Origin of the sequence: Methylocystis echinoides (assembly GCF_040687965.1) — a bacterium.
Classification (GTDB): domain Bacteria; phylum Pseudomonadota; class Alphaproteobacteria; order Rhizobiales; family Beijerinckiaceae; genus Methylocystis; species Methylocystis echinoides_A.
The window spans coordinates 80,544-99,954 of the sequence record NZ_CP156086.1; the positions used below are offsets into that span (position 1 = coordinate 80,544).

Here is a 19,411-nt window from a genome sequence, read left to right on the forward strand (position 1 = left end):
CCATCGTCTCTATGAGCTGACGGCGCTCTTGGGATTGAGGCTGCCGATATGGCCGCTCTCGGTTCCGGCGGTCGGATCGATGGCGCAGTTGATGATCGCCGGCGCGCCGGCCGCGAGCGCCTCGGAGAGGGCCTGCGTCAGCGCGTCCGGATCGGCGACGTTATACGCCGTTCCGCCAAAGGCTTCGATGAGCTTGTCATAGCGCCCGTGCAACGAGAGCGCCGTCACGGCCGGCGCGCCGTCGCCGCCGCGGTTGACGTCGTCGCCGCGGTAGACGCCGCCATTGTTCAAAATGACGACCACGATCGGCAGCCTGTAGCGGCAGATCGTCTCGATCTCCATGCCGCTGAAACCGAACGCGCTGTCGCCTTCCACCGCGACGACGGGCTGTCCCGAGACGACCGCGGCGCCGATGGCGTATCCCATGCCGACGCCCATGACCCCCCAGGTTCCGCTGTCGAGGCGCTTGCGCGGGAGAGCCATGTCGATGACGTTGCGGCCGACGTCGAGCGTGTTGGCGCCCTCGCTGACCACGAAGACGTCCGGCTTGTCGGCGAGAACCGCGCGCACGGCGCCGAGCGCGCCGTAGAAATCCATCGGCCGCGGATCGGCGGCGAGACGGGCGGCCATGTCCGCGATGTGCTTTTGCTTCTGCGGTTCTATGGCGTCGCGCCATTCCGTCCAGGCGGGAAGGCGGCCCGGCTTCAAGGCGAGAAGCAGGGCTTTGATCGAAGAGGCGATGTCGCCGACGACGGGCGCGGCGATCGGCCTGTTGCTGTCGATCTCCGTCGGCTGAATGTCGAACTGGACGAATTGGACGTCGGGCGACCAGTGCGGCGGCTTGCCGTGGGCCAGGAGCCAGTTGAGGCGGGCCCCGATGAGAACCGCCACGTCGGCGTGAGCGAGCGCAAAGGAGCGAGCGGCCTCGACCGATTGCGGGTGATTGTCCGGCAAGAGGCCCTTCGCCATCGACATCGGCAGAAAGGGGACGCCGGTCTCCTCGATGAAGCGCGCAATATCCGCGTCCGCCTGCGCGTAGGCGGCGCCCTTTCCGAGCACGACCAGGGGACGCTTCGCCTTCGCGAGAAGATCGAGCGCGCGCTCGATGGCTTCTGGCGCCGGCGGCTGCTTTGGAATCGCATCGACGACCTCGACCAGAGAGCGCGTCCCCTGGTCCTTGTCGATGACGGCGCTCAGCACATCCGCCGGCAGGTCGAGATAGACGCCGCCGGGACGTCCCGACGTCGCCGCCCGGATCGCGCGCGCGACGCCGATCCCGATATCTTCGGGGCGGTTCACGCGATAGGCCGCCTTGACGAAAGGCTTGGCGGCGTTCATCTGGTCGAGCTCCTCATAATCCCCTTGCTGGAGATCGACGATCGCCCGATCGCTCGACCCGCTGATCTGAATCATCGGAAAGCCGTTTACCGTCGCATTGGCCAGCGACGGCAGTCCGTTGAGAAAGCCCGGCGCGGAGACGGTCAGGCACACGCCCGGCCATTGGGTCAGATAGCCGGCGATCGCGGCGGCGTGGCCCGCGGACTGCTCGTGACGAAAGCCGAAATATTTGAGCCCTTCCGCCTGAGCGAGGCGCGCAAGATCGGTGATCGGAATGCCGACGACGCCGAAAATCGTGTCGAGGCCGTTGAGTTTGAGGGCGTCGACGATGAGATGCAGGCCATCAGTGACGGCGTCCCTTCTGTCGGGGTTGGCCATGGCGGCGCTCTTTCTTGCGGATGGTCGGAGAGAGAGGGTCAGACGACTTTATTCGCGCGCATCCGGGCGATGCTTTCCGCGTCGTAGCCGAGAGCCGACAAGACGTCGTCGGTGTGCTCGCCAAGCAGCGGCGCGCCTGTGATCTTGGGCGTGAAGTCGGAGAATTTGATCGGGCTTCCGACCGTCAGATATTTCCCGCGCAACTCCTCCTCGACTTCGACGATCGCGCCCGAGCGCCGCAAGGCGGGATCATAGGCGATCTCCTTCATCGACAGCACGGGCGCGCAGGGAACGTCGAATTTGCGCAGAATATCGACCGCCTCGAATTTCGTTTTGTCGGCGAGCCATCTCTCGATCTCGGCGAAGATGTCGAAGATGTGCGGTTGACGCGCTTTGGCGGTCGCATAGGCGGGATCGTCCGCCCACTCGGGCTTGCCGATCGCCTCGCAGGTCCGCGGCCAGTTCTGCTCCTGGATGGTGAAATAGAGATAGGCGTTGGGATCCGTCTCCCATCCCTTGCACTTCAAAACCCAGCCCGGCTGCCCGCCGCCGCCCGCATTGCCGCCCCGCGGCACGGCGTCCGTGAACGTGCCGTTGGGATATTGCGGATATTCCTCGAGATAGCCGAGATGCTCCAGGCGCTCCTGATCGCGCAGCTTCACCCGGCAGAGGTTCAACACGGCCTCCTGCATGGAAACGGAGACCTTCTGGCCCTTTCCCGTGCGCTCGCGCCCCAGCAGCGCGGCGAGCAGGCCGATCGCCAGATGCATTCCGGTATTGGTGTCGCCGAGCGCTGCAGCGCTGACCGTGGGCGGTCCGTCCCAGAAGCCGGTCGTCGAGGCGGCGCCGCCGGCGCATTGCGCGACGTTTTCATAGACCTTCAGATCGGCGTAGGGCGAGTCCTCGCCGAAGCCCTTGATCGAGCCGAAGATCAAACGCGGATTGAGCTCCTGCAGACGCTCCCAGGGAAATCCCATGCGGTCCAGCGCGCCCGGCGCGAAGTTCTCGACGAGCACGTCGGCGTCGCGGATGAGCTGCTCGAAGATCTTCTTTCCCTCCGGCGTCTTCGTGTTCAGCGTCAGCGAACGCTTATTGCTGTTGAGCATCGTGAAGTAGAGCGCGTCGAGATTAGGCGCGTCGCGCAGCTGCCGCCGCGTCACGTCGCCGACGCCCGGCAGTTCGACTTTGAGCACGTCGGCGCCGAACCATGCGAGCAGCTGGGTGCAGGCCGGTCCCGCCTGGACGCCGGTGAAGTCGATGATTTTCACACCTGCGAGAGGGAGGGTCATGCGTGCGGCGCTCCTCTGTCAATCGAACGAAACAGACCCGCTCAACCGACGCTCATTGGCAAGAATTCTTCAAAGCTGTCATGGATATGGTTGCCTAGCCGCTCGCAAAAGTCCACCGTTTCCTGGCGCCGGCGGCTCGGTCGCGGCCTCTCGTCAGCGGCGGGCGCGGGCTTCCGGGAGCCCCTTCGATCAAGGGTCATGGAGTCCCGGCGTCGACGCCGCTCGGCGCGTCCGAAACGATGCGGCTTGTTTCGCCGCCGAATATCGAGCGGCGCGCCGACTAATGGGACGTTCGTTTCTACGAGCCTCGCTATTGACAAGCTGAAGCTCGCCCTCTTACCTCACTCCGCTGCGTCGAATTCAGCCGTCGCCGACTTGACGGCGCCGACCCGGAGCGGGACAAATCGAAGCGTTTTTCAAGCCCTTCTCGGGCTCCGACTTTGGAGCGCAAGATGAACTTCACGAAACGCTTTCGCATCGAACCCGGCTCCAGGGTCGACCTCTCCTCGATCGACGCCGGATTTCACGGCCGTCACGCCAATGACGTCGAGGCGGCCGAGGAGCTGCAGCATCATTTGCAGCGCATCACCAAATTGCAGCGCGCGCTCTATGCCGAACGCAATCATTCATTGCTCATCGTCCTTCAGGGCATCGACGGCTCCGGCAAGGACGGCTCCTGCTGGCATGTCATGAGCGCCATGGATCCGCAGGGGGTCCAGGTGACGGGGTTCAAACAGCCGACGGCGGAGGAGCGCGACCACGACTTCCTGTGGCGCATTCATCCCCACGCCCCGGCGCGCGGGAATGTGGCGATCTTCAACCGCTCGCATTACGAGGACGTCCTCGTCGTGCGGGTGCACAAGCTCGCGCCCAAGGAAATCTGGAAGCCGCGCTTCGACTTCATCAATGAATGGGAGAAGATGCTCGCGGTCGAGAACAATACGACGATCCTGAAATTCTTCCTCTATATTTCGAAAGACGAGCAGCTCGCGCGCTTCAAGGAGCGTCTCGACGATCCCACGCATCAGTGGAAGATCAGCGCCACCGATTATTCCGAGCGCAACAGATGGGACGATTATATCGAGGCCTTCGAGGCGGCGGTCTCGCGCTGCTCGACCGCGCATGCGCCCTGGTTCGTCATTCCGTCCAATCACAAATGGTTCCGCAATCTCGCTCTGTCCGCGATCGTCGCCGACGCGCTCGAAGATATGAAGATCGAGGCTCCCAAGCCGACGGTGGATATTGAAGAGATCCGCCGGCTCTATCATCAGGCGAGCGAGGCGGAGACCAGAAAGAAGAAGAAATCGGCCGCCGGCGACGGGAAAGCCGAAGACGCGACAGAAACGCCGGCGCAATCGTGACGCCGGCGCGCGCGACGAGCCCAGCGTCGTTTTTCTCGGCGATCGATCAGGCGCCGATGACCTGGCGTCATTATGCGCTTTGGCTCGCCGCGAGCGGCGGGGCGTTTCTCGACGGCTTTTCGGTCGTCGCTCTCGGCCTGTCGCTGCCGCTGCTCAAGCATGAATTCTCGCTCTCGCCCCTGCTCATCGGGTTGATGGGCTCGGCCCTCGTGCTGGGGGCCGCGGCCAGCGCCTGGCTCGGCGGCGTCCTCGCCGACAGGTTCGGGCGCAAGCGCGTGCTGATGTTCGATATGGCGCTGATTGCTCTCGCCGCGGCGCTCGCCGCTTTCGCGCCGCATCCCTGGCTTCTCGTCCCCGCGCAGCTTCTGACCGGAATGGGGGTCGGCGCGGATTTTCCGACGAGCGCCTCCTATGTCTCGGAGATGATGCCGCGCGCGACGCGCAGCCGCATGACGGTGGCGACGATCGCCATGCAGTCGGTCGGGATGCTCGCCGCGGCGCTGGCCGGGATCGCGATCACGCGCATTGATCCCGAAACCAGCGACTGGCGCCTGCTGCTCGGCGCCGTCGGCGCGCTCGCCGTGGCTTTTCTTTTCGCCCGCATGTGGGCGCCCGAAAGCGTGCGCTGGCTGGCGGCGAAGGGGCGGATCGACGCGGCGCGGGCGCTTCTTGCGCAATTGAGCCGCGCGTTCCACGAAAAGCCGCCATCGACGTCCGCGCAGCACGCGTTGGCCGAGCGGCCGATCGTCCCGGCGCCGCCGTCGAAGTCGCACGGGGCCGGCCTGGGGACGCTCTTTGGCGCGCGCTTTCGGGCGCAGACGCTGCTCGTCTCCTTGCCCTGGATGCTGATGGACGTCGCCACCTATGGCGTCGGCCTGTTCACGCCAGTCATTCTCGGCGCGCTTCACTTCGGCGGCGCGGGGGCGGGGCCGATCGCCGCGGAATTCGCCGACGCCAAAGGGAGCGCCCTGGTCGATCTCTTCCTGCTCGTCGGCTTTCTCGTCAGCCTGTGGGCTGTGCCGGCGCTCGGACGCATTCCCATGCAGATCGGCGGCTTCTTCGGCATGGCGGTCGGCATGGCGCTGCTGCTCTTCGCGGTCGTCGCGAGCGACGGCGCCAGCGCCCATATGGGTTTCATCATCGCCGGCTTCGTCCTGTTCAACTTCTCCATGAACGTCGGGCCCAATGCGACGACCTTCATCCTCGCCCCGGCGCTTTTTCCAACCGCCGTTCGCGCCTCGGCGAGCGGCTTCGCGGCCGGCGCCGCGAAGGTCGGCGCGACCTTTGGAACCTTTGTCGCGCCGCAACTGCAGGCGGCCTGGGGCCTCGACGGCGTCGTGGCCCTGATGACGCTCGTCAGCCTCGCCGGCCTCGTCGCGACAGCCTTCTTCGCGCATGCCGTGAACGAGGAGGGCGCGCTGGAGGAAGATTAGAAGCCGGGGACGATCGCGCGACGGCGAACCCGGCGGAAGAGCGGCCCGCTCTCGGGCTCGGACATCTTTTGTTGAAAGGAGCGTCGCCATGGATGCGCGCGTCGATTTGTCGAAATCCCCCATCCCCGAGGTTCTCGCGGCGCTGTCGACCGATCCGCTGAAGGGTCTCGACGCCAAGACGGCCGCCGATCGGCTGGCGCATTTCGGGCCGAATGCGCTGGAAGAGAAGAAGACCAGCGAATGGGTGCTCTTCTTCCGCTACTTCTGGGGCCCGATCCCCTGGATGATCGAAGCGGCCGCGATCATGGCGCTGGTCGTGCGCGACTGGGGCGATTTCACCATCATCCTCGCCTTGCTCGTCTTCAACGCGGTGCTCGGCTTCTTTGAAGAGCATCAGGCGTCGAACGCGCTTCAGGCGTTGAAAAACGCGCTGGCGCTCAAAGCCGAGGCGCTGCGCGACGGCGTCTGGAGCGAGATCGACGCGACGGACATCGTGCCGGGCGACATCGTCCGCGTGCGGCTGGGCGACGTCGTGCCCGCCGACGCGCGAATCGTTTCGGGCGATTATCTCAGCGTCGATCAGGCGGCGCTCACGGGCGAGTCGCTTCCCGTCTCCAAGAAGCCGGGCGACATTCTCTATTCGGGCTCGATCGCCAAGCAGGGCGAGATTCAGGCCGTGGTGACCGAGACCGGCGCGCGCACCTTTTTCGGCCGCACCGCCTCTCTCGTGCAGAGCGCCGGCGCGACCTCGCATTTCCAGGCCGCTGTGATGCGCATCGGCGATTTCCTCATCGCCGCGGCCGGCGTTCTCGCCGTGATCCTCGTCGCGGTGCAATTGTCGCGCGGCGCCGATGTGCTGCGTCTCGCGGAATTCGTGCTGATCCTGCTCGTCGCCTCGGTTCCCGTCGCCATGCCGGCGGTGCTTTCCGTCACCATGGCGCTCGGCGCGAAACTGCTGGCGCGCGAAAAGGCCATCGTCTCGCGCCTCGAGTCGATCGAGGAAATGGCGGGGATGGATATCCTCTGCTCGGACAAGACCGGGACTCTCACGCAAAACAAATTGACGCTCGGCGAGGTCAGCCCCTGGAAAGGGGCCGATCCCAAGGAGGCGCTGCTCGTCGCCTCGCTCGCCTCCAAGGCGGAGGACCGCGACCCGATCGATCTCGCCGTGCTCGCCGGCCTGCACGACGACGCGTCGCTGAAAGCCTATACGCAGTCGGCCTATCAGCCGTTCGATCCGGTGACCAAGCGCACCGAGGCGACGGCGAAGGGGCCGGACGGCGCGACGTTCAAAGCCGCCAAGGGCGCGCCGCAGGTCATCATGGCGCTCGCCAAACTCGAAGGCGCCGATCTCGACGCGGCGAACAAGGCCGTCGACGCTTACGCCGCCAAGGGCTTCCGCACATTGGGCGTGGCGCGCACGGACGCGAGCGGCGCCTGGCGCTTTCTGGGCTTCATTCCGCTCTATGATCCGCCGCGCGCCGATTCCAAGGAAACAATCGCGCGGGCGGAAGCCTATGGCGTTCGCGTCAAGATGGTCACGGGCGACGACGTCGCCATCGCCCAGCAGATCGCCGGCGATCTCGGCCTCGGCACGCGCATCCAGCCGGCGACCCAGCTCTTCGAGGGCGGGGTGGCGAAGGGCGACATTCCAGCCGACATTGCTGAGCGCATCGAGGCGGCGGACGGCTTCGCCCGCGTCTTTCCCGAACATAAATATGCGATCGTGAAGGCGTTGCAGGAGCAGGGCCACATCGTCGGCATGACGGGCGACGGCGTCAACGACGCGCCGGCGCTCAAACAGGCCGACATCGGCGTCGCCGTCTCGGGCGCGACCGACGCGGCGCGCGCCGCCGCCGCGCTCATTCTCACCGCGCCCGGCCTCTCCACGATCATCCGCGGCATCGAGGAAGCGCGGCGCATCTTCGAGCGCATGATGAGCTATACGCTCTATCGCATCGCCATGACGCTCGACATCATGGTGTTCATCGTGCTGGCGACGATCGTCTATGGTTTCTTCCCGCTGACGCCGGTGATGATCATCATGCTGGCGCTGCTCGACGACATTCCGATCATGGCCATCGCCTTCGACCGGGCGAAGGTGCCGAGCCGTCCGGTGCGCTGGCGGATGGACCGCGTGCTCGTCGTCTCCTCGGTGCTCGGCGCCCTCGCCGTCCTTCAAAGCTTCGGGCTTCTCGTCCTCGGCCAGAACGTGCTGCATCTCGACGCGCCGCATCTCCAGACGATCCTGTTTTTGCAGCTCGTCGTCGGCGGTCATCTGATGCTGTTCGTGACGCGCGCCAAGGGCCCGTTCTGGGCGCCGCCCTTCCCGGGAACGGCGCTGTTCTGGGCCATTGTCGCGACGCAGATCGTCGCGGCGCTGCTCTGCGCCTATGGCGTGCTCGTGCCGGCGCTGCCGTGGGCGCTCATCGGCCTCGTCTGGGCCTACAACCTCGTCTGGATGTTCGTTCAGGATCTCGCCAAGCTCGCGATCTATCACGAGCTCGACGCGCGCGTGACCAAAGCGACGCCGTTCCTGGCGCGGCTGACCGAGCCGCTGGGCGCGACCGCGCGCCGACCGGCGGCCGTGTCGCCCGCGGCGCCTGCGCCGTCCCGGCGCGCCGCCGATCATGTGGCGACGGTCCTGGGCCTCGCCGCCGTCGCGGCGCTCCTTTGGGCCGCCCACATGGCCACGCAGAACGCCGCTTCCCCGGTCGCGAACGAGGCGCCGGCTGCGTCCGCGCCTGCGGCGCCTGCGGCGGACCCTGCCGAGGACACGGCGCCCCCCGCGCCGGCGCCCTCCGCCGCGCCGCCCGCGCCGGCGAAGACCTCGGCGCAATTGGGCGTTCTCCCCACGGAGGCGCGCGCGAAAAGCAGATGGCGTCAATTGCAAAAGCGCGCGCCGGGCGTGATCGGCGCGCATCAGCCGACGATCCTGCGCAAGGAGAAAGACGGACAGACCGCCTGGTTCGTCGAGATCGCCGACTTCAAGGACCGGCTCGAAGCCGCCGCATTCTGCGAGGCCCTTCGCGCCAGGGGCGCGGAATGCGCGCTCGTCGGCGAGTGACGGTCGAAGGCGCGCGGGCGCCATCGGCCCGCGCGTCTTTTTGGCGTGCTGTGGGAAAAGGCCGGCGGATAGCGCGTCGAACGCCGTGACAAAGCGCCGCCGTCGGCTAGGATTTCGATCGTGTACGTCCTTGATTCGCTCCCCGCGCGCGACCCGCCCGCCGCTGTCGACGCGCCTCACCGGCGCGCCGCCCGCGCCCGCCGAGGGGCGGAGCCGGCGGCTGGGAAGGGCGCATCCATTCCCCCGCTCCCGCATTGGGCGCGGCGTTCCGGCGCGGATCGCGACGCGGCGTCGTTTTTCGCCGGCGCGGCCCTCGCCCTCTTCGATCAGATCCTGCGCGGCGCCTACGGGGCCGAAGCGTCGAGCGGCGCAAACGACGCCGCCGAGCCCGCCTTCGCGGGCTGCCTGCGCCAGCGCCTGGCGCTGCGCGCCGCCGAGAGCTGCGCGACGCTGTCGCGATTGCGCGAGGACGCGCTGGCCCTGCGCGACGCCGAGCATCTGGCGATGGGCGGCCAGATCAGCCCGGCGGGGCGCCTGCATCGGCTGTTTCGGCTCTGTGCGGCCCCTCCCGTCGCAGGGCTCGACGCGGCGACGCTGGCGCGGGCGGGCGCGGCGCTCGGCCTGCCGGAGATCGACTCAGCCGGCGCCGCCAGGGCCTTGCAGGGCTGCGCGGCCGATGCGCCCGAGCCGCTCGCCGCCGCCGCCCAGGCCAGCGCCGCCGCCCTGAAGCTTTGCGCGGGCGCCTCGGCGCTCGACGCGGAAATCTTCGCGCTCTTCGTCGCCGATCTCGTTTTGGCGCGCCGTCTCGACTGGGCGCGCCCCGTCCCCTTGCTCGCCGCCGTCGTCGCCCATCCCGCGCTCCGGCGCGGGGCAGGGGGCCGGCGCCCGCGACCCTTGGACGATGATTGGCCGGCGGCCGTCGCGCAGGGTTACGGCCTCGCGCTTCTCGACGCCCATGCGCTTGCCGCCGATCTGGCGCGGCGGGCGCAAAAGCTTCTCGCCGTCGCGCCGGCGTTGCGGGCGAAGGGCGCGCGCCGCGTCGTCGACCTGCTGCTGGCCGACGACGCCGTCACGCCCGCGGCCGCCGCGGCCCGCGCTGGCCTCTCCGATCGCGCCGCCCGGCGCCTCTTCGACCGGCTCGTCGCGCTCGAAGCCGTGCGCGAACTCACCGGCCGCGACAGCTTCAGGATTTACGGCCTATGAGCCGCGCCGCGACATCCGCCCGTCTCGACCGCGACCTTCCCGACCTGCCGGCGGGCATGCGCTGGCGCGAATGGATGATGCGCGCCGAGGCGGCGATCTTCGCCTCGCCCAAGCCCGTGCCGCGCGAGACGCTCGCCGGGATCGTCGGCGACGCCTGCCGGCTCGACGCGCTCATCGCCGACATCAACGACGAGCTGAAGGCGCGCCCGTACGAGATCGTCTTCGTCGCGGGCGGCTTTCAGTTTCGCACACGTCCGCGCTGCGCCGAGACGCTGCGCGCGCTGGCCGGCGCAAGAGACGCCGGGCCGCCGGCCTTCACCAAGCTCGAAATGCTGGCGCTCTCGGCCATCGCCTATCAGCAGCCGATCACCCGCGCCGGGCTCTCGCGTCTCGTCGGCCACGACATCAGCCGCGACATTCTCGGCCGGTTGAAAAACACAGGGGTCATCGCGGCGGGCCCGCGCGCGCCGCAGCCCGGCGCGCCGATCGCCTGGGTGACGACGCCGCGCTTCCTCGAAGTCTTTGCGCTCGGGAGCCTGCGGGATCTCCCTGATCTCGACGCCATGGCGGCGGACGACGCGTCGTCGGGAGAGGTCGAGGACAGCGTCGAGGCCGCGCTCGACGACGCGCTCGGGCTGATCGAGGAGGGCGCCGACGACGCGCAAGACGACGCAAGCCTTTAGGTGAGGCCTTAGGTGAGGCGACAGCCCGTCGCCGCTGTTTTTCAAAGCGCGCCGCTGCGGCTTTCGACCCGCGCCGCCGTCAAAGATATGCGCGCGCCCGCCGCGCCCCTCCGACGCCGTCGCCCCCGTCGTCGCGACAGGGAGCGGGCTCTACATCGCCATTCTGGCGTGACGTTTCAGAGGGCACGGCCATGTTCGTGACGATCGACATTGGCGGAACCAAGACGCGCATCGGCTGCGCCCATGATTTCGACGCGCTCGGCCCCGTCGCTATTTTCCCGACGGCCCCCGATTATGCGCAAGGCCTCGACGCGCTCGTCGCGGCGGTGACAAAGCTTGCGGGCGGCAGGCTCGGCGGCGTAGCGGTGGGGGCGCCGGGCGTTCTGTCGCGGGACAGGCGCCAAATCGTCCATGCGCAAAATCTCCCGCGCTGGAACGGAGCGGCGCTCGCCGACGATCTGGAAAGGGCCCTGGGCGCGCCGGTGATCCTGGAAAACGACACGGCGCTGGTCGGGCTCGGCGAGGCGACGGTCGGGGCCGGCAAGGGCGCCGCCATCGTCGCCTATGTCACCGTCTCCACCGGCGTGAACGGCGCGCGCTTCGTCGACGGCGCGCTCGACCGCGCCGCCTTCGGATTCGAAATCGGCGAGCAGCTTCTGGGTTGCGGCGCGAGCGCGCGCACGCTGGAGGATCTCGTTTCAGGCCGCGCCATCGAAGCGCGCTTCGGCGCGCCGCCGGCTACTCTGGGCAAGGAGCATCCAGTGTGGGCGGAGCTCGCGGAAATCGTCGCAGTGGGGCTTCACAATACGATCGCCTACTGGTCTCCCGAAAGGATCGTCGTCGGCGGCTCCATGATCGGAGAGGTCGGCGTTTCTCTCGAACGCATCGAGGTCCAATTGAAGCGCCTGCGGCACAAGAATCCGGCGCTGCCCGAGATTGTGCGCGCCGCGCTCGGCGATCTCGGCGGATTGTGGGGCGGGCTCGCACATTTGCGGGGGCGTTTGACCTGACGCCGAACGATTGGCCGCAACTTCACGCTTTCTTGAGGAACTCCGTCCTCAACACGAGATCCTTGATCTTCTCGGCGCGACATTCGATCTCCGCCGGATCGCCGGTCAGACGAATATTCTTGATGAGCGTGCCACGCTTCAAGACCGTCGAGGTCCCTTTCACCTTCAGATCCTTTATCACCGTCACGGAATCGCCGTCCTTCAATTCCGTTCCGTTGCTGTCTCTCACGATCTCGGTCATTTTTACTCCAATGTCGCGTCGGCATGTTGCATGGCGAGACGTCGACGGCAAGTCTACGAACACATCGCCGCGACACGATCACCGGGGCCTGAAACGCGCGCAGGCGGCTTGCGGCCCTGTGGAAGGCGTAGGCGGGGCCGAGACTTTGTCCAGCGTTGGACGCATCGGACGATGCACGACGGGAAAGGCGACGCCGAGAACCAAGCCCCAGAGCAGCATTCCGAGCAGAAGCCCAACGGCGGGATAGCCGGTCAGAATGGGCTGCGGCGGCAGCCATTGCAGGAGCGGGATGGGCCCGAGCATCCACAAGACGAAGCCGAACGCCATTCCAAAGAGCCAGCCTCCGCGCGGGTCGTTCGCCGCCCGCTGAAACAGCCAACCATACAGCACGCCGCCAAAGAGCATCATGCCGATATAGCCGAGAGCTGCGGCGACGATCGAGAAGTTCGCGGCGCGGCCAAGGGCGTCGAGCGACTTGAACGCATGCAGCAACCACAAGGCTGGAACGTCGGCGACGAGGCTCGCCGCCGCGCCGGCCAGCAGGGGACGCTGCGTCGGACCTGCGTCGAGTCCATGCGCGAGCAGGATCTTAAGCATGACGCCTTTTCCCTGGCGCGGTCGTCAGCCGGGCCGCGTTCAGCACAGTCTCGATGGCGGGCGCCTGCTGAAGGTCGGACTCGAAGAGGCTGATCAGATGCCGATAGGCCAGGCCGACGAGGCGGGGATCGCGGTTGAGATCGAACAGCCCAACCGGATTGACGTTTCCGAGAGGCTCGCGCAGCGCGATGTCCCAGTCGATCTGGTCGGTGAGCGAATACCAGGTGAAGCCGACGATCGGCACGCCGCTTTGGCGCATGAGCTGCACATTGTGCCACTGCCGCCACAACCAGCGCGGGGCGTCGCGCGCGTCCAGGCGGTTCGTCTCAGTGTGCATCATGGGCCGCTGGTAGCGCTCGTAATACTGACGGGCGATGACGAACCAGCCAAACAACTCCCCGAGCGCCCGCGCGTCGCCGGACGCGTCGATGAGCTTTTCGTTCCATTCGTAATAATCGACGCCGAGGATGGCGCGCGCGCCGACGTCCTGCTGCATGAACCATGCGTATTCCTCGGCCGGCATGCCATTTTGCAGGAGATACTCCCGCATGTCGGCGCGAACGCCGCGGGCGTAGAGCAAATCGAGGGCGAGGAAGCGTCGCTCGTTCTCGAAATCGGCTTTGTCGCGGACCTTGCGATCGGGACAGCAGGGCTGGAAAAACTCGCCGCTCTCGCTGTTGACGAACACCGCATCGGGCCGCGCCGCCGCGATTTCCTGCATCATCAGCACGCTGGCTTTGGCGAGATGCCGGATGGCGGTGACGAAGGCGCGCTCGTCCCGGCATTGCTCGTTCCACAGGCCCTCGAGCGCGCTGAATCTCGCGCACACATACATTTCGTTGACCGGCGTGTAGAAGCGCACCCAGTCATAACGACGGACGAAGGCGCGCGCATAGTCGGCGAGCGCCTGCGGCGTTTCGGGATTCTGGAAGTTTCCCAGCCAATCCGGCAGGCCGAAGTGGCAGAGGTCCATGATCGGCGTGACGCCGAGCCGCTGCATCTCGGCCGCGACCTCGTCGAGAAAGGCCCAGTCGTATTGGCCTCTACGCTGGTTCACGAGGTGCAGCGGCGGGCCGTAGCGCAGATAGCGCAGGCCCAGATCGCGCACGAGCGCGAGATCGGCGCGCCAGTGGCGATAGTGGCCGCAGGCGGCCATCTCGTCCAAACGCCAACGTCCGCCGTCGAGCGTCGGATAACTGCATTCGACGCCGGTCGCGAACATGAAACGGTCCTCGGCCGGTTGGGGCGCGCAGGCGATGGGACGATGCGGCCGATGCGCTCCGGCAGCGAGGCGCGTTCCCCGCGCCGCCGCATAACCGACGGGCCTGACATAGACGAGACCGAGAACCGCGCCCCAGATGAGATGGCCGACAATGATCGCTGCGGGCTCGTGCAGTCCGCCCGAAACGCCGAACAGGCCCGAATAAGGCAAGGCGCCGCTGCGGACGAGCGGGTGCATGAGTTCGAACTGCGGGTGCATGATGAAGAGCGCCAGAGGCATCGGCACAAAGGCGAACAGCAAGCCTTGCAGAACCGGCGGCGCCGCCAGGACGGACCAGAAAAAATACGCGTAAAAGACGCCCCAGATCGCGCCGACGAGCAGATGCAGGGACATGCCCGCCGGCCACCAGGCCCAGGCGCGGCCATGCGGGAAGGCCAGCGTGCCGAGCGTCCCCACAATATCGAAGGAGGGGACGCCGGCAAGGATGAGCGGGCGCGCCGCAACCTCCCACGCAATGGCTCCGGCCATGCCGGCGAGGACTGCTTTGCGATAGGCGACATGACGAATCATCGCCCGCCTGCTCCTGCGCCCGCCGCTGCGCTAACGAGCCGCCGTCATCGCTTCGAAAAACGCATTTTCGAAACCCCGCATGGCTGGTGAGGTTCCGACCGGCGCGGCGCCGCCGCCACCGCAGGGCTCGACGCTAGCCGCGGGAGAAACCCGCCATGCCGACGAGCGCCAACGGAAAAATGACGATCAGGCTCAGCAGGATGAGCATGACGGTTGCGGCCGGAAACAAATAAACCGCCAGAACCAGCACAACGGCGAGCGCAGCGAGAATCTGTCTCGACTTCTCTCTGCCGTATTCGAGTTTGCGCGCCAATTGCGCGGTGGACTGAACCCAAAAGCGCAGCGGCTGCGCTTCGTCCGCCATGAGCACGACTTCGATCCGATCAGGTTGGGGAGGCGCCATCGATTTTCTCTCCTGCTCGCGCCGCGTCGCAAAGACCATAACAAATTCGCGAAGGCGCGTCCCCGCGGGAGCGGCGGCGAACGGGATTGCGGAGCAAAACGCGAGAAGACGCCGGCCGCCACAGCGTGATCTTGTCGGCGCGCTCGAAACTCGTCAAAGTAAAGCTGTTGGTTTTTTCTTTTGCAGACGCGAGTCGCTCGAAATGGACGCTTCCTCCGCTATGACGATCCTCGGCGGCCTCGGCCTGTTCCTGTTGGGGATTCATCACCTCACCGAAGGTCTCAAAGGGCTCGCCGGAGAATCGCTCCGGAAAGCCCTGGAGACCCTCGTCCGCGGTCGTTTCAGCGCGGTCGCGTTCGGCGCGGTTTTCACGGCGCTCATTCAGTCGTCGAGCGCGACGGTGCTGACCGTCATTGGCTTCGTCAGCGCTGGCCTCGTGAGCTTTCCCCAGGCGATCGGCGTGCTCATCGGGGCCACCTTCGGCACCACGACGACGCCCTGGATGGTGGCCTTCTTCGGATTCCGGGTGCAAATCTCTTCCTTTGCGATGCCGCTCATCGGCGTCGGCGCCTTTCTGTGGCTCGCGGCCAAGGGCCGATGGCGCGCGGCCGGCGCCATCCTCGCGGGATTCGGGCTGATCTTCGTCGGGCTGGATTATCTCCAGACCGGCATGGGCGCCGTCGAGTGGAACATCGACTCCTTCGTCGGCGACGGCTGGGCGGCCAAATGGCTCCTGGCCGGATTGGGTCTCGTCATGACGGTCGTCATGCAGAGCTCCAGCGCCGCCGCGGCGGCGACCCTCGTCGCCTTGCATGCGGGGAGCCTGAACTTTCTCCAGGCCTGCGCCATGGTGGTCGGACAAAGCATCGGCACGGCGGCGACGAGCGCGGCGCTCGGGGCGATGAGCGGCGGCCTCGCCGTGCGGCGTTCGGCCCTGGCGCATATCATCTTCAGCGTCATCGTCGGCGTGCTCGGCATGCTGCTGCTGTCGCCGCTCGCCAAGGCCGCGACCTGGGTCGTCTCGGGCCTCGACGACTATGACGGCGTTCTCGCCGTCGCGGCGTTCAGCAGCCTGTTCAAATTGATGGGCGTCGTCGTCTTCTTCCCTTGGCTCGACGCCTATGCGCGCTTCATCGTCAATCTGTCCGGCAAAGGCGACGACTCGGCCGTCAGCCGTTTGGAGCCGGCGCTCGCCGAAGCCGGCGGGCCGGTTGCGCTGGAAGCGGTCTGGCGGGCGCTGCTCGAGGTTTCGCGCGGCGCCGTCGACGCCGCGGGCCGGCGTCTCGCGGGCGAACAGATCGCCTATCAACCGCCTGAAGAGTCCGTGCGGCGCATCGATCATTTTCTTGAGTCGCTGTCGTTGGAGACTCTCGACGTCGCCGATATGGAGCCGCGCCTGGTGCGTCTCTGTCACGCCATCGACCACCTCAAGCGGCTGCATGAAGACCTGGGCGACGCGACTGCGACGACGGCTCTAGCGACGTCGACCACGGCCGCCGACGCAGGCGCGCAGGCGCTGGCCGCATGGCTCGAGGCGCAGAAGGCGCCGTCGGACGTCGTCAGCGGTTCCGTCCTGCACGCCGTCGACGCCGCCTCGACGCAATTGTCGGCGGAGCGAAAGGCGCTGCGCGAAAAAATTCTCGAATCCGTCGCGCGCCAACAGACGCCGGCGGCGGCCGCGAACGACGTGTTGCTCGCGCTGCAATGGGCCGACAAGGCGCTCCACCATGCGTGGCGCATCATCGACTCGCTGGATGCGGCGGCCGGCAAGTAGCGGCGCGGCTCACGGGGCAAACGGTCGCGATCTGCGGTTGAAGGCGGGCGCGCGGCTCTTTGCTAAGAGAGACCGTTCACTCGCTCGCCTTATTGTTGCGATCCGCCTCCATCAGCATCTTTTCGTCGGCTGGCGTGAGTTTGGGACGGTCGACGGTCAGCGTGATCTTTTCGATCTTGCCGTTGAAGGCGAAGGGCGGCTGATAGTCGGCGTCATCGACGCCGGTCAACGTGTCGGAGCCGATGTCGAGCGATTCGTCCCACTGCAGGATCAGCGGCAGGGTGCGCTCCATCTTCGCTTCCGCCACAAGCTCGCCATCGACCTTCAGCACGCCCACGCCGCTGCGGCCGATGCCGGAAATATTGTTGAAGGCCAGGGTGGCGAGGCCGAGACCCTCATAGTTGAAGTCGAATTCGATCGTGTGTCTGCCCGGCGGGATCTGATCGCCGACCCAGCGTTGCCGCTTCAGATCGACGAGGTTCCAGGTGAAGACCGGCTTGCCTTTCAGGAGATAGAAGCCGTAGCCGCCGAAGCGGCCGCCCTGGGTGATCAGCATGCCGTCGCCGCCGCCCTGCGGGATGTCGACTTCGGCCTTGATCGTGTAGGAGGCGTCGAGGATGAACGGGGCGTTGCCGTTCGGCGTGCCGGTCATCGGCTGCGTCCAGGTGAAGACGGTGCGGCCCGCAGTCAGGCTCGGGCGCGGCGTCACCAGCCGTGTGGCGACGGTCGCGTCGAGCGGCAGCACCTGATATTTCCTGGCCTCCCGCCAGAATAGTTTTTCGAGCTCCTTGAGTTTCTCCGGATGCTTGGCGGCGACGTTGTCGGACTGTGTCCAGTCGTTCTTAAGGTCGTAGAGCTCCCAGGGGAAGTTCGCGGGATCCTGGCTCACCCTCCCCATCACGTCCCATGGCGGGCGCATGACCTTGGTGCTGGCGATCCAGCCGTCGTGATAGATGGCGTGGTCGCCGAGCATTTCGAAATATTGAGTCTTGTGCCGCGAGGGGCTTTCGGCGTTCTTGGCGTCGAAGGTGTAGAACAGGCTGACGCCCTCCATCGGACTCTGCGTGACGCCGTCGACCGATTTCGGCTCCGCAATATGCGTCGCCTCCAGGATGGTCGGCGCAATGTCGATCATGTGGTGGAACTGATTGCGGACGCCGCCCTTGTCGGCGATGACTTTGGGCCAGGAGATCGCCATGCCCTGCCGCACCCCGCCAAAATGCGAGGCGATCTGCTTGGTCCAGGAGAAGGGCGTGTCGAAGGCCCAGGCCCAGCCCACCGCCATATGCGGATAGGTCTGATCCGTGCCCCATTTGTCGTAGAAATATTTGAGCTGCTCTTCGACCGGGACCTGCACGCCGTTGAACATGGCGACTTCGTTCGGCGTGCCGTGAAGCTGGCCTTCGGCGCTCGTTCCGTTGTCGCCGTTGATGTAGATGATCAGCGTGTTGTCGAGCTTGCCCATGTCGTCGACCGCCTGAATGACGCGCCCGATCTCATGGTCGGTGTAGGCGGCGTAAGCGGCGAAGATTTCCGCCTGCTTGATGTAGAGTTTCTTTTCGTCCGGGGTCAGCTCGTCCCAGTTCTTGAGGAGATCGTGCGGCCAGGCGGTCAGTTTCGCGGTCTCAGGGATCACGCCGAGCTTCTTTTGATTTTCGAAGATCTGGTCGCGCAGCGCATTCCAGCCCTTGTCGAAAAGATGCAGGTCGCCGATCTTCTTGACCCATTCCGGCGTCGGATGATGCGGGGCGTGCGTCCCGCCGGGGACGTAATAGAGGAAGAAGGGCTGTTCCGGGGCAAGCGCGTTGATGCGGTTGAGATAGGCGATGGCGTCGTCGGCCATGGCGGTCGTTAGGTTCCAGCCGGGCTTGCCGAGGAAGGGATAGATCTGCGTCGTGTTGCGGAACAGATTCGGGGCCCATTGATTGGAGTCGCCGCCGACGAAACCATAAAAATAGTCGAAACCCATGCCGGTCGGCCACTGATCGAAGGGGCCGTCCTGGCTTGCGTAAAAGGCCGGCGTATTGTGATCCTTGCCGAACCACGAGGTGCGATAGCCGCTCTCCTTTAGAATTCGGCCGATCGTCGCCTTGTTGTCGGGGATGATGCTGTCGTAGCCCGGATAGCCGGTCGCCTGTTCGGCGACGACGCCGAAGCCGACGGAATGGTGGTTGCGTCCCGTGATCAGCGCCGCGCGCGTCGGCGAGCACAGCGCCGTCGAATTGAAGTTGGTGTAGCGCAGTCCGTTCTGGGCGATGCGGTCGAGCGAAGGCGTCGGGACGACGCCGCCAAAGGTGCTCGGCACGCCGAAGCCGGAATCATCGGTCATGATCAACAGCACATTTGGCGCGCCCTTCGGCGGTTCGATCCGCGGCGGCCAATAAGGCGTCGACTGCGCCGCGTTCTTCTGGATCTTGCCGCCGAATTTGAATGGCGGCGCCGGCAGCTGGTCGCCCTTGATCGTGATCGTCGCGCTCGGCGAGCCGGGCGCGCCCTCAATGACGCCGCCGCCGGAGGATTCAGCACCGCGCCGCTGCGCGTGGGGGACGCCGCTTCGGCTTTGCGCATGGGCGGGAAAACCGGCCAAGGCGGCGATCGACAGCGCCGCGAGCGTCCGCCGCAACAAGAGGAAGATGAAACGCTTTTCGGGCGCGGACACGAGCTGCATGAATGGCCTCCTGGAGAGCTTTTCCCAGCACCCGACCATTTGCGCCTCGGCGTAAACGAAACGATCGACGGGAGCCGGCGGCGCGCCGCGCTCTAACTTGCATTGGAGCCTTGACCATAAATGCTTTTTCGACAAGCTGCTAGGGAATGTCGGACAGGCGCGCGGAGCGGCGTC

14 protein-coding genes are annotated in these 19,411 nt (G+C 66.3%); 7 read left to right on the forward strand and 7 right to left on the reverse strand.

What is annotated here, in order from left to right; genetic code table 11:
- Window positions 1-9: 9 nt before the first annotated feature.
- Together oxc and frc are read right to left on the reverse strand one after the other, a co-directional pair.
- Entirely contained in the window at window positions 10-1,716 is a 1,707-nt protein-coding gene (gene oxc, locus RVU70_RS20530) for an oxalyl-CoA decarboxylase (protein WP_363352247.1), read from the reverse strand.
- A gap of 38 nt (window positions 1,717-1,754) precedes the next feature.
- Window positions 1,755-3,005 carry a formyl-CoA transferase gene (gene frc / locus RVU70_RS20535; RefSeq protein ID WP_363352249.1) on the reverse strand — a complete coding sequence of 417 codons (1,251 nt, stop codon included), beginning with the start codon at window positions 3,003-3,005 and terminating at the stop codon, window positions 1,755-1,757.
- Window positions 3,006-3,457: 452 nt separating this feature from the next.
- On the opposite strand from frc, the gene RVU70_RS20540 reads away from it, so the two are divergent.
- The 6 genes from RVU70_RS20540 (at window position 3,458) to RVU70_RS20565 (ending at window position 11,762) form a co-directional block, all read left to right on the forward strand.
- Entirely contained in the window at window positions 3,458-4,366 is a 909-nt protein-coding gene (locus tag RVU70_RS20540; RefSeq protein ID WP_363351942.1) for a polyphosphate kinase 2 family protein, read from the forward strand.
- Window positions 4,363-5,799 carry an MFS transporter gene (locus RVU70_RS20545; RefSeq protein ID WP_363351944.1) on the forward strand — a complete coding sequence of 479 codons (1,437 nt, stop codon included), beginning with the start codon at window positions 4,363-4,365 and terminating at the stop codon, window positions 5,797-5,799. The genes RVU70_RS20540 and RVU70_RS20545 overlap by 4 nt, the downstream gene beginning before the upstream one ends.
- An 88-nt stretch (window positions 5,800-5,887) precedes the next feature.
- Entirely contained in the window at window positions 5,888-8,866 is a 2,979-nt protein-coding gene (locus RVU70_RS20550) for a plasma-membrane proton-efflux P-type ATPase (protein WP_363351946.1), read from the forward strand.
- A gap of 120 nt (window positions 8,867-8,986) precedes the next feature.
- Window positions 8,987-10,069, forward strand: a complete 1,083-nt coding sequence (locus tag RVU70_RS20555; protein WP_363351948.1) for a DUF1403 family protein — start codon at window positions 8,987-8,989, stop codon at window positions 10,067-10,069.
- Entirely contained in the window at window positions 10,066-10,752 is a 687-nt protein-coding gene (locus RVU70_RS20560) for an SMC-Scp complex subunit ScpB (protein WP_363351950.1), read from the forward strand. The genes RVU70_RS20555 and RVU70_RS20560 overlap by 4 nt, the downstream gene beginning before the upstream one ends.
- Window positions 10,753-10,943: 191 nt before the next feature.
- Window positions 10,944-11,762, forward strand: a complete 819-nt coding sequence (locus RVU70_RS20565; protein WP_363351952.1) for an ROK family protein — start codon at window positions 10,944-10,946, stop codon at window positions 11,760-11,762.
- A 22-nt stretch (window positions 11,763-11,784) separates the two neighbouring features.
- Here the strand turns inward: RVU70_RS20565 and RVU70_RS20570 are convergent, their stop codons facing one another.
- The 4 genes from RVU70_RS20570 to RVU70_RS20585 form a co-directional block, all read right to left on the reverse strand.
- A complete protein-coding gene (locus tag RVU70_RS20570; protein WP_363351954.1) occupies window positions 11,785-12,003 on the reverse strand; it encodes an alkylphosphonate utilization protein in 219 nt (72 codons plus the stop codon).
- Between the two features lie 78 nt (window positions 12,004-12,081).
- Complete coding sequence (locus RVU70_RS20575; protein WP_363351956.1) at window positions 12,082-12,600, reverse strand: hypothetical protein; 519 nt, start codon at window positions 12,598-12,600, stop codon at window positions 12,082-12,084.
- The gene (locus RVU70_RS20580) at window positions 12,593-14,392 is read right to left on the reverse strand and encodes a family 1 glycosylhydrolase (RefSeq protein WP_363351958.1); all 1,800 of its coding nucleotides are present in this window, start codon (window positions 14,390-14,392) and stop codon (window positions 12,593-12,595) included. The genes RVU70_RS20575 and RVU70_RS20580 overlap by 8 nt, the downstream gene beginning before the upstream one ends.
- A 133-nt stretch (window positions 14,393-14,525) precedes the next feature.
- Complete coding sequence (locus RVU70_RS20585; protein ID WP_363351960.1) at window positions 14,526-14,795, reverse strand: hypothetical protein; 270 nt, start codon at window positions 14,793-14,795, stop codon at window positions 14,526-14,528.
- A 202-nt stretch (window positions 14,796-14,997) separates the two neighbouring features.
- Between RVU70_RS20585 and RVU70_RS20590 the strand changes: the two genes are divergently transcribed.
- The gene (locus RVU70_RS20590) at window positions 14,998-16,569 is read left to right on the forward strand and encodes a Na/Pi symporter (RefSeq protein ID WP_363351962.1); all 1,572 of its coding nucleotides are present in this window, start codon (window positions 14,998-15,000) and stop codon (window positions 16,567-16,569) included.
- Window positions 16,570-16,645: 76 nt separating this feature from the next.
- Here the strand turns inward: RVU70_RS20590 and RVU70_RS20595 are convergent, their stop codons facing one another.
- Window positions 16,646-19,237: an arylsulfatase gene (locus RVU70_RS20595; protein ID WP_363351964.1), complete on the reverse strand. Its 2,592-nt coding sequence runs from the start codon at window positions 19,235-19,237 to the stop codon at window positions 16,646-16,648.
- Window positions 19,238-19,411: the final 174 nt, after the last annotated feature.

Excerpts from the sequence above, each read along its gene's own strand:
- RVU70_RS20550 (WP_363351946.1), top strand. The coding sequence starts at position 5,888 with ATGGATGCGCGCGTCGATTTGTCGAAATCCCCCATCCCCGAGGTTCTC.
- RVU70_RS20590 (WP_363351962.1), top strand. The coding sequence starts at position 14,998 with ATGGACGCTTCCTCCGCTATGACGATCCTCGGCGGCCTCGGCCTGTTC.
- RVU70_RS20570 (WP_363351954.1), bottom strand. The coding sequence starts at position 12,003 with ATGACCGAGATCGTGAGAGACAGCAACGGAACGGAATTGAAGGACGGC.
- RVU70_RS20540 (WP_363351942.1), top strand. The coding sequence starts at position 3,458 with ATGAACTTCACGAAACGCTTTCGCATCGAACCCGGCTCCAGGGTCGAC.
- RVU70_RS20580 (WP_363351958.1), bottom strand. The coding sequence starts at position 14,392 with ATGATTCGTCATGTCGCCTATCGCAAAGCAGTCCTCGCCGGCATGGCC.
- RVU70_RS20585 (WP_363351960.1), bottom strand. The coding sequence starts at position 14,795 with ATGGCGCCTCCCCAACCTGATCGGATCGAAGTCGTGCTCATGGCGGAC.
- RVU70_RS20595 (WP_363351964.1), bottom strand. The coding sequence starts at position 19,237 with ATGCAGCTCGTGTCCGCGCCCGAAAAGCGTTTCATCTTCCTCTTGTTG.
- RVU70_RS20575 (WP_363351956.1), bottom strand. The coding sequence starts at position 12,600 with ATGCTTAAGATCCTGCTCGCGCATGGACTCGACGCAGGTCCGACGCAG.
- frc (WP_363352249.1), bottom strand. The coding sequence starts at position 3,005 with ATGACCCTCCCTCTCGCAGGTGTGAAAATCATCGACTTCACCGGCGTC.
- RVU70_RS20560 (WP_363351950.1), top strand. The coding sequence starts at position 10,066 with ATGAGCCGCGCCGCGACATCCGCCCGTCTCGACCGCGACCTTCCCGAC.
- RVU70_RS20565 (WP_363351952.1), top strand. The coding sequence starts at position 10,944 with ATGTTCGTGACGATCGACATTGGCGGAACCAAGACGCGCATCGGCTGC.
- oxc (WP_363352247.1), bottom strand. The coding sequence starts at position 1,716 with ATGGCCAACCCCGACAGAAGGGACGCCGTCACTGATGGCCTGCATCTC.